The sequence below is a fragment of the Nioella sp. genome (assembly GCF_964229645.1).
Classification (GTDB): Bacteria; Pseudomonadota; Alphaproteobacteria; order Rhodobacterales; family Rhodobacteraceae; genus Nioella.
On the sequence record NZ_CAXREX010000180.1, the window covers coordinates 1 to 9702 of the forward strand.

Genomic DNA, 9702 nt, shown 5'->3' on the forward strand with positions numbered 1-9702 from the left:
CGAGAAGCGGTGTTAACGCTTTGTTCTCATATCCGCGCCCCAAAATCAAGAACTAAATGCGAAAATTAGAGAACAAAACCGGCCCAATGATTAATGATAGTTAAGCGGTTCTTAACTTTCGTTAGCCAACCGAGATCAGGCCGATGGCCTTGTCCTGCTCCATCAGCCCCAGCAGAACACGCGCCGACTGGCCGCGCGGGCTGCTCAGGTCGTGGTCGCGTTCCAGAAGCGCGCGGGCATCCTTCTGCGCGATGTCCATCAGCGCCGTCTGCCCCTCCAGGTCCGCCACGCGGAACCGTGGCAGGCCCGATTGGGCAGTCCCGATAAGATCGCCCGCGCCACGGATAGCGAGATCTTCCTCGGCAATGCGGAATCCGTCCTCGGTGTCGCGCAGGACCTGCAACCGCCGCGCGGCGGTTTCGCCCAGGGGCGCACGGTAAAGCAGAAGGCAGGTCGATGCCCCCTCGCCCCGGCCCACCCGGCCGCGCAACTGATGGAGCTGCGCTAGCCCGAAATTCTCCGCCTGCTCGATCACCATGATGGTCGCATTGGGCACGTTCACCCCGACTTCGATCACCGTTGTCGCAACCAGCACCCGGCTGCGCCCGGCGACGAAATCGGCCATGGCGGCATCCTTTTCGGCGGGCGGCAACTGCCCGTGGACCAGCCCCACCATGCCCTCGCCAAGCGCGGCGCGCAGGTGCTTGAACCGCTCTTCGGCCGCCGTCATCTCGACTGCTTCGCTTTCGCCCACCAGCGGGCAGACCCAGTAGGCCTGCTGCCCCTCGGCCACCGCCTGGCGCAGGTGATCGACCACCTCGTCCATGCGCGCAGTGCTGACCAGCGCGGTGCGGATCGGCTTGCGCCCCGGCGGCTTCTCATCCAGCACCGAGATATCCATGTCGCCATAGGTGGCCAGGCTCAGCGTGCGCGGAATGGGCGTCGCGGTCATCACCAGGATGTCGGCCGCCGCCCCCTTCTGGCCCAGCTTCACCCTCTGGCGCACGCCGAAGCGATGCTGTTCGTCGACGATGGCAAGCCGCAGGTCGGCGAATTCCACATCATCCTGGAAGACGGCATGAGTGCCGACCAGAATGCCGATCTCGCCCGATTTCAGCGCCTCCAGCTTGGCGCGCCGCTCGGCCCCCTTGTCGCGCCCCGTCAGGATGTCGAGCCGCACGCCTGCCGCCTCTGCCAACGGCTTCAGCCCCTCCAGGTGCTGCGCGGCCAGGATCGAGGTCGGCGCCATCATCACCCCCTGACCGCCTGCTTCGACCGCAACCAGCAGCGCCATCAGCGCCACCAGCGTCTTGCCCGCGCCCACGTCGCCCTGCAAAAGCCGGTTCATGCGCAGCGGGCCGGCCATGTCGCCCGCGATCTCGGCCATCGCGCGCTCCTGCGCGCCCGTGGGCGAATAGGGAAGCGATTTCAGAACCTTGGCGCGCAGATCCCCCGAACCCTCGGTCACCCGGCCCTTGGCGCGCTTGACCTTGAGCCGCGCCAGGCCAAGCGTCAGCTGATGGGCCAGAAGCTCATCATAGGCCAGGCGTTCGCGCGCAGGGTGGCTGCGCGCCAGGGTCTCGGGCCCCTCGGGCCGGTGCACCTGTTCCAGCGCCTCGGGCCAGGCGGGCCACTTGCGTTGCCTGAGCAATTCCAGGTCGATCCACTCCCCCAGGTAAGGCGCGCGTGGCAGGGCCGAGGCGACGGCCTTGGCAATGCCCTTCTGCGTGACACCCGCGGTCAGCGGATAGACGGGCTCATAGGCCGGGATATCGGTGGCCTCGGCGGGCGGCAGGATGTGATCGGGATGGACCATCTGCGCCATACCGTCGAAAAGCTCGACCTTGCCTGACACAACCCTGCGGCTGCCCGTGGGCAGGATGCGCGCAAGGTAGTCGCCACGCGCGTGGAAGAAGACCAGCTCGAAGCTGGTGGCCGCATCGGTGACCTGAACCCGGTAAGGCCGCCCGCGCGAGGCCGGTTTGCGATGCGGCCCCACCTCGACCTCGACGGTGACGATGCCGGGCAGCTCTGCTTCCCGGATCGAGGCGCGGCGGGTGCGGTCGACGCCCCCAACGGGCAAGGTCAGCAAGAGGTCCTTCGGGGTTTCGACCGCGAGCCCCTTGTAATGCTTCGCCGTCTTCGGGCCGATTCCGTCCAGCCCCTCCAGCTCTGCGAAGAGCGGGAAGAGGATTTCGGGACGGCCGCGCGCCTCAGCCATCGCCGATCAACGCGAGCCACGCGTCCTCGTCGATGGTCTCCACGCCCAGGTCGGCGGCCTTCTTGGCCTTGGACCCGGCCCCCGGCCCCGCGACCAGGATATCGGTCTTGGCTGAAACCGAGCCCGATACCTTGGCCCCAAGCGCCTCGGCCCGCGCCTTGGCCTCGGCCCGGGTCATCTTTTCCAGCGTGCCGGTAAAGACCACGATCTTGCCCGCAACAGGGCTGCCGGCGGTATCGGGGGCGGCCTCGGGCTCGATATCCAGATGCGCCACCAGCCTGTCGATCGAGGCGCGTTCGCGCGGCTGGCCAAAGGCGGTCACAAGTTCCAGTGCGACGGTCGCGCCGATACCGTCGATGCCGGTGATCTCGTCCCAGGCAGCGCGCGCCTCGGGCGTCACATCCTGCCAGGCGGCATCGCGCGCGGCGCTGATCTGCGCCCGGCGCCCCGTGGCCGCGGCAGCAGCCCGTTCTTCGGTGACGGCCTCGTCGGCCTTGCGCGCGGCCTGCGCGGCAGGCCCCGCCCGGTCGATCGTATCGGCCAGGGCCTGCCAACTGCCAAAATGGCGGGCGAGGTCCGCTGCGGCCACCTCGCCCACGTGGCGAATGCCGAGCGAAAAGAGCAAGCGCCGGAGCGCGATACGCCGCTTTTCCGCGATCGCGGCAAAGAGGTTGGACGCCGATTTCTCGCCCCAGCCTTCGCGGTTCTTCAGCTGCTGCAAGCCGCTGCCATAGCGATCGGACAGGGTGAAGATGTCGGCCGGTTCCGCGATCCAGCCATCCTTGTGGAACTGCTCGACCTGCTTGGCCCCCAGCCCCTCGATGTCGAAAGCGGCGCGGCTGACGAAATGCTTGAGCTTCTCGACCGCCTGCGCAGGGCAGATCAGCCCCCCCGAACAGCGGCGCACGGCATCGCCTTCTTCGCGCAAAGCCTCCGATCCGCATTCCGGGCAGGTGGTGGGGAAGGCAAAGGGGCGCGACCCGTCGGGTCGCTTGCCCAGGTCCACATCGGCCACTTTCGGAATCACGTCGCCCGCACGATAGACCTGCACCCAATCGCCCACGCGGATATCCTTGCCGTCGCGGATCGGCTTGCCGTTGGAATCGCGACCGGCGATGTAATCCTCGTTGTGCAGAGTCGCGTTCGACACAACCACGCCGCCCACCGTGACCGGCGCCAGCCGCGCCACGGGGCTGAGCGCACCGGTGCGCCCGACCTGGATGTCGATCGCTTCGAGCCGTGTCCAGGCCAGCTCGGCCGGGAACTTGTGGGCGATCGCCCATCTCGGCGTCGTCGCCCGCATGCCAAGCCGCGCTTGCAGCGCCAGGTCGTCGAGCTTGTAGACCACCCCGTCGATGTCATAGCCAAGCGAGGCGCGGTCCTGCTCGATGCGGCGGTAATGGGTCAGCATGTCCTCGGTGCTGTCGCAGCGCCGCGTCAGCGGATTGGTCTGGAAGCCAAGCGCCGCAAGCCGCTCGATGGCCCCCATCTGGGTCTCTGCCAACGGCTCTGACAGGTCTCCCCAGGCATAGGCGAAGAAGCGCAGGGGCCGGTCGCGGGTGATGCCGGCATCAAGCTGGCGCAAAGAGCCAGCCGCGGCATTGCGCGGGTTGGCAAAGCTCTTGCCGCCGCGCTCTGCCTGGCGCGTGTTCAACGCCTCGAAATCGGCATGGGACATATAGACCTCGCCGCGCACTTCGAGAATGTCCGGCGCGCCCGTCAGCGTCTGCGGGATGTCGGTGATGGTGCGGGCGTTTGCGGTCACGTTTTCGCCGGTCTCGCCATCGCCCCGCGTCGCGGCCTGCACCAGGTGGCCGTGTTCGTAGCGCAGCGACAGAGAGAGCCCGTCGATCTTGGGTTCGGCCGTGAAGGCGAGCGGGGCCTCTGCCCCGAGCCCCAGGAAATTCCGGATGAAGCGCGTGAATTCGGCCACGTCGCCCTCTTCGAAGGCGTTGCCGAGCGAGAGCATCCGCACCGCGTGCCGGATCTTGGAAAACCCCTCTGCCGGGGCGGCGCCGACCAGGTCGGAGGGGCTGTCGACACGCTTGAGATGGGGAAACCGGGCCTCCAGGGCCGTGTTCTCGCGCTTCAGAGCATCGTAATCGGCATCGGAAATTTCCGGCGCGTCCTGACCGTGATAGGCTTCGTTCGCAGCCGCGACGGCGCGGGCCAGCTCTGCCAGCCGAAGCCTCGCCTCCTCCTCGGTCATCGACTCGGCCCGTTCCTCGGGTGATGCCGGTTGCGCTGCCATTTCCATCCCTCGAAAAATTCACGGCCTCCCGAATTGATAGGAGGCCGCGACGAGGAGGTCCAGATGGGACGGCGTGTCAGGCGCTGGCGGCAAAGCCCTGCGGCTGCGCCTGTTCGACCGGATCGCGCAGCACATAGCCACGGCCCCAGATCGTTTCGATATGGTTGTCGCCGCCCGTTGCTTCGCTGAGTGTCGTGCGCCGCTTGCCGATGAACACGGCGATGATCTTGAGCTCGGGCTCATCCATGCCGCCATAGAGATGGTTGAGGAACATCTCCTTGGTCAGCGTCGTGCCCTTGCGCAGGCTCAGAAGCTCCAGCATCTGGTATTCCTTGCCCGTCAGATGCACCGAGCGCCCATCCACGTCCACCGTCTTGGCGTCGAGATTGACGTTGATTCGACCGGTCCGGATGATGGATTGGGAATGCCCCTTGGACCGGCGGATGATCGCGTGAATACGCGCGATCAGCTCATCGCGGTGGAAGGGCTTGGTCATGTAGTCATCGGCCCCGAAGCCGAAACCCTTGATCTTGCTTTCGGTATCATCGGACCCCGACAGGATCAGGATGGGCGTGTCGACGCGGGCAAGGCGCAACTGGCGCAGAACCTCGTGCCCGTTCATGTCCGGCAGGTTGAGATCGAGAAGGATCAGGTCGTAATCGTAGAGCTTGGCGAGATCGACGCCCTCTTCCCCCAGGTCCGTTGAGTAGACGTTGAGATTTGCATGGCTCAACATCATCTCGATGCTTTTGGACGTCGTAGGGTCATCTTCCACAAGCAGCACACGCATCACGCACTCTCCGATTCTCACAAACTGGTTACAACACTGAGGGCATTTTGTTAATTTCAAGTTATCTTTTTAGATAGTCTTTCAAAAATGCAGGATTTTCAATACCGGAATTGCCCTAGACCCGGAACTGCTGAACGGCTGTGGCCTTCAGCGCCTTTTCCCCGTGCATAGAAACAGCTCGAATCCAGCTGTCCAATTCCTCGTCCGTCAAATGATAAATACGGCAGGCTTCCTCTTTATCAAGCAGCCCGAATGTCACGGCCCGCGCGACCGTGGCTTTGCGGCTGGCAACCCAACGCCGTGTTGCGGGACTGGGCAGGTCGGAGCGCGTCAGTTGGCTGCCGTCGGGCAGGGTCACGGAATGCGGGCCCTTGACGCGTCGGATATACATGGCGCTCCTCTCGGCTGTCGGATCGGGGCCAGAGTGACGCAAAGAGTTTAACAGGCGGTAACCGGTCCCTTGAGGATGGGGGGCTTTTTCCTATATTGCGCCCGAAACCCCCGGAGTTCCCCATGCCCCTCGACCCCCATCCCGTGAATTCGCTCGGCTTTGCCAAGCCGCCCTCGCAGACCCGTGTCGTCGTGGCGATGTCGGGCGGGGTGGACAGTTCGGTCGTTGCCGCAATGCTTGCAGAACAGGGCTATGACGTGGTCGGCGTGACCTTGCAGCTCTACGATCACGGGGCGGCCCTGGCCAAGAAAGGCGCCTGCTGCGCGGGCCGTGACATCCATGATGCGCGCCGGGTGGCCGAGGAAATGGGCTTCCCCCATTACGTGCTGGACTACGAAAACATCTTCAAGGACGCGGTGATCGACGAGTTCGCCGAAAGCTACCTTGCGGGTGCCACGCCGGTGCCCTGCATCCGCTGCAACGAACGGGTGAAGTTCAAGGACCTGCTGGAAACCGCCCGCGATCTCGACGCCGATTGCATGGCCACCGGCCATTACATCCAGCGCATGGATGGGGCCAATGGCGCCGAATTGCATTGCGCGGCGGATGCCTCGCGCGATCAGAGTTATTTCCTGTTTTCCACCACGCAGGATCAGCTCGATTTCCTGCGTTTTCCGCTCGGTCATTTGCCTTCGAAAAATGAAACGCGGAAATTGGCGGCGAAATACGGATTGCCCGTGGCTGATAAACCCGACAGCCAGGACATCTGCTTCGTGCCCGATGGCAACTATGCCTCGGTGATCGAGAAACTGCGTCCGGGCGCCGCCGATCCGGGCGAAATCGTCGATATGGACGGCACTGTTCTGGGCAGCCACAAGGGCGTGATCCACTACACGATCGGCCAGCGCCGCGGGCTCGGTATCGGGGGGCTGGACACGCCGCTCTACGTGGTGCGGCTCGATCCCGACACGCGGCAGGTGGTGGTCGGCCCGAAAGAGGCACTGTCCAAGCGCGTGGTTCCCGTGCGCGAGATCAACTGGCTGGGTGACGAGCCCTTCACCTCGCGCCCGGAATGGCACCTGTCGGTCAAGATCCGCTCCACCCGCCCCCCGCGCGAGGCGGTGATCCGCCCGATCTCGGAGACCGAGGCCGAGGTGGAACTGGTCGTGCCCGAGGAGGGTGTCAGCCCCGGCCAGGCCTGCGTGTTCTACGATCCCGAGGGCAGCCGCATCTTTGGCGGCGGCTGGATCTGGCGGGGCAACTGACCCGCTCAGACCCCGCCCCCCATCAGGTAGCTGCGAAACAGGATCAGGTGATGCGTCGCCAGTTGCTCGATCTCGAACAGATCGAGCTGGAAGCCCGTGTCCTCCACCCGGCCATCAGCCGCCATGCGGTAGCCGCCGGGCCCGAAGACCCGCACTTGCCCGGGCCGCTCACGCGGATCGGGGCCAAGCGTGACCGCATCAAAGAGGGTCAGCAGCGTCTCGCGGGCCGGGCCCGGGGCCAGTGGCGCCACCCGACGCCCGTCATCCCAGGTGATCGAGCAGGCCAGCCGCGCCACCGCCGCATCCGGCCAGGCCACGGCATCGTCGGACAGGATCACCGCCTGCTGCCATAACTGGAATGCCCCCGGCTCGGTGCTGGAAAGCTGCGCCATAGCCTCTTGCGTCAGCCGCCCGTAGCGCGCGCAGAGCACCACGCCACCGGGCGCGCGCACATCGTCCATCGGCTCGCCGAAGCGCGCTTCTATGGCCCACCAGTATGGGTCCCCTTCGGCCGGGGCGGGGGTTGTCGCCGGACCGGGGATCAGGCGGGGCAAGGCCTCGGACAGCCGGTCCAGGAAGGCGGGCCGCGACAGGTAGGGCGCGCCAGAAAGCTCTGTCAGGGTCGCAAGCCCGGGCGCGGGCGGGTCTGCCCGCCCTGCCCCAGCCAGGGCAAGGGCCATCATCCCCGCCATGAAGAACCGCACCATCATGGCCCCACCCTGCGCCGAGCATGGCCGAGGGGCAATGCGCGTTGTCGTGAAGGATGATGTAAAAAGTTTTCACATTGCCCCTTGAACCAGACTTCAGGACCCCCATCTTGGGTCATGTAAAGAGGATTTACATTCAACCCCGAGACGGAGGACACCATGACCGCAACCGCCACCCCGACCGATGTCGCCGAAACCGCCAAAGGCTGGTTTTCGCGTGCCGAGGACTGGCTCGATGACAAGGGCAAAGGCGCCTGGATCGCCGCTATGGTCCTTGGCTTCGTCTTCTTCTGGCCCATCGGTCTGGCCCTTCTCTTCTACATGATCTGGAGCAAAAACATGTTCAAATCCGGCTGCCGCACCCGGTCCCGCCACGCGCATCGTTCCTTCCGCAGCTCTGGCAACAGCGCCTTCGACGCCTACAAGGCCGACACGCTGCGCCGGCTGGAAGACGAGCAGGACGCCTTCGAAAGCTTCCTCAACCGTCTGCGCGAAGCCAAGGACAAGGCCGAGTTCGACCAGTTCATGGCCGACCGCGCCCGCAAGGCCCGCGAAGAGGCCGTCGATGCCGAAACCGTAGAGGCCTGACGTCCCCCCATAGGCGCTCTACCCCGAAGGCCGCGCCTGTCCCCGCGCGGCCTTCCCCTTTCCTTTCCAGCCAAGATCAGCGAAGAAACAGATCATGACCTCCGCCCTGCCCGACCCGCATAGCCAGGCCATCTTTTATGACGGCATCCCCCTCAAGCGCCTCGTGGCCTGGGTGGTGGACGTCATGGTCATCCTGCTGGTCATGGTGATCCTGGGCGTGGTGACGCTCACCATCGCCTGGTGGCTCTGGCCGCTCTTCTGGATCGCCACCAGTTTTCTCTACCGCTCGATCACCATCGCGGGGGCCTCGGCCACGCTCGGGATGCGGGTGATGAATATCGAGCTGCGCAATGCCAATGGCCAGCGGCTGAACGGTGGCGAGGCAATGGTGCACACGGGCGCCTACCTCGTATCGGCCAGTTTCTTCCTGCCCCAGGTGCTGTCGGTCGGGCTGATCGCGCTGACCGAGCGCCACCAGAGCCTGCCCGATCACCTGCTGGGAACGGCGGCGATCAACCGCCCACGCTGAGCGCGCACAGGCGGGTGCCCCGGCGAAATGGGTTGCCCGTCTGCGAAAGCTGGGGCAGGCTTTCGTCTGACTGGACAGGAAAAACAGCCAACCTTCGCCGCCGATATGCGCCACAGCCTACCACTTGCGCCGCAATTCTATGTGACGGCCCCGCAGACTTGCCCATATCTAGAGGGCAAGCGCGAGCGGAAGCTGTTTACTGCCCTGCAAGGCGAGCATGCCGAAAAGCTGAACGATTCGCTGTCCAAGCAGGGATTTCGCCGGTCGCAGAACGTGCTTTACCGTCCGTCCTGCTCCGATTGCGCGGCCTGCCTGTCAGCCCGGATCAGGGTTGCCGACTTCGCACCCTCCAAAAGCCAGCGCCGCGCCTTGCGCGCCAATGAGGGCCTCGTGCGTGAGGCGCGCAGCCCCTGGGCAACCGAGGAGCAATACGCTCTCTTCCGCAGCTATCTCGACAGCCGCCACGCCGATGGCGGCATGGCTGACATGGACGTGTTCGAATTTGCCGCGATGATCGAGGAAACGCCCGTGCGCAGCCGGGTGATCGAATATCGCGACAGCGCGGCGGATAACGAGCTGATGGCCGTCTGCCTGACCGATGTACTCGATGACGGGCTCAGCATGGTCTATTCCTTCTTCCGCCCCGACCTGCCCAAGCGCTCGCTCGGCAGTTACGTGATCCTCGATCATATCGAGATCGCGCGCGAGGCGGGGCTGCCCTATGTCTACCTCGGCTACTGGGTGCCCGGCAGTGCCAAGATGGGCTACAAGGCCAAGTTCTCGGCGCTGGAGGTATTCCTGGGCGGCAAGTGGCAGGTGCTGAAGAACCCCGCCGTCTACGAAAGCGAGGCGCACCCGCTGTCGATCGACCCGATCGCGGAACAGGTGGCGCGGCTGACGCTTCCCGACACGCGCCCGGTTTCGGGCTGAGCATCTCGGCCCCATGGGCCGACCTGCCCC

General features: G+C 65.2%; 9 protein-coding genes. 4 read left to right on the plus strand and 5 right to left on the minus strand.

The window, feature by feature from the left end; translation table 11 throughout:
• Positions 1 to 121: 121 nt before the first annotated feature.
• From recG to ACEQXV_RS11825, 4 genes are all read right to left on the minus strand, one after another.
• Positions 122 to 2221 (minus strand): ATP-dependent DNA helicase RecG, encoded by a 2100-nt coding sequence (gene recG, locus ACEQXV_RS11810; protein ID WP_370269303.1) that lies wholly within the window; start codon positions 2219 to 2221, stop codon positions 122 to 124.
• Positions 2214 to 4472 carry an NAD-dependent DNA ligase LigA gene (gene ligA, locus ACEQXV_RS11815; protein ID WP_370269304.1) on the minus strand — a complete coding sequence of 753 codons (2259 nt, stop codon included), beginning with the start codon at positions 4470 to 4472 and terminating at the stop codon, positions 2214 to 2216. Before ligA ends, recG begins: the two co-directional genes overlap by 8 nt.
• Positions 4473 to 4548: 76 nt before the next feature.
• The gene (gene ctrA, locus ACEQXV_RS11820; protein ID WP_370269306.1) at positions 4549 to 5262 is read right to left on the minus strand and encodes a response regulator transcription factor CtrA; all 714 of its coding nucleotides are present in this window, start codon (positions 5260 to 5262) and stop codon (positions 4549 to 4551) included.
• 115 nt (positions 5263 to 5377) lie between these two features.
• Positions 5378 to 5653, minus strand: coding sequence for a DUF1153 domain-containing protein (locus ACEQXV_RS11825; protein WP_370251575.1), 276 nt, complete (start codon positions 5651 to 5653; stop codon positions 5378 to 5380).
• A 122-nt stretch (positions 5654 to 5775) separates the two neighbouring features.
• On the opposite strand from ACEQXV_RS11825, the gene mnmA reads away from it, so the two are divergent.
• The gene (gene mnmA / locus ACEQXV_RS11830) at positions 5776 to 6918 is read left to right on the plus strand and encodes a tRNA 2-thiouridine(34) synthase MnmA (protein WP_370269308.1); all 1143 of its coding nucleotides are present in this window, start codon (positions 5776 to 5778) and stop codon (positions 6916 to 6918) included.
• Between the two features lie 5 nt (positions 6919 to 6923).
• Here the strand turns inward: mnmA and ACEQXV_RS11835 are convergent, their stop codons facing one another.
• A complete protein-coding gene (locus ACEQXV_RS11835; protein WP_370251571.1) occupies positions 6924 to 7628 on the minus strand; it encodes a hypothetical protein in 705 nt (234 codons plus the stop codon).
• A 156-nt stretch (positions 7629 to 7784) separates the two neighbouring features.
• Between ACEQXV_RS11835 and ACEQXV_RS11840 the strand changes: the two genes are divergently transcribed.
• From ACEQXV_RS11840 to ACEQXV_RS11850, 3 genes are all read left to right on the plus strand, one after another.
• On the plus strand, positions 7785 to 8213 hold the full coding sequence (locus tag ACEQXV_RS11840; RefSeq protein WP_370251569.1) for a DUF2852 domain-containing protein: 429 nt from the start codon (positions 7785 to 7787) through the stop codon (positions 8211 to 8213).
• Positions 8214 to 8307: 94 nt separating this feature from the next.
• Positions 8308 to 8742 (plus strand): RDD family protein, encoded by a 435-nt coding sequence (locus ACEQXV_RS11845; RefSeq protein WP_370251567.1) that lies wholly within the window; start codon positions 8308 to 8310, stop codon positions 8740 to 8742.
• A gap of 105 nt (positions 8743 to 8847) precedes the next feature.
• Positions 8848 to 9672, plus strand: coding sequence for an arginyltransferase (locus ACEQXV_RS11850; RefSeq protein ID WP_370269310.1), 825 nt, complete (start codon positions 8848 to 8850; stop codon positions 9670 to 9672).
• Positions 9673 to 9702: the final 30 nt, after the last annotated feature.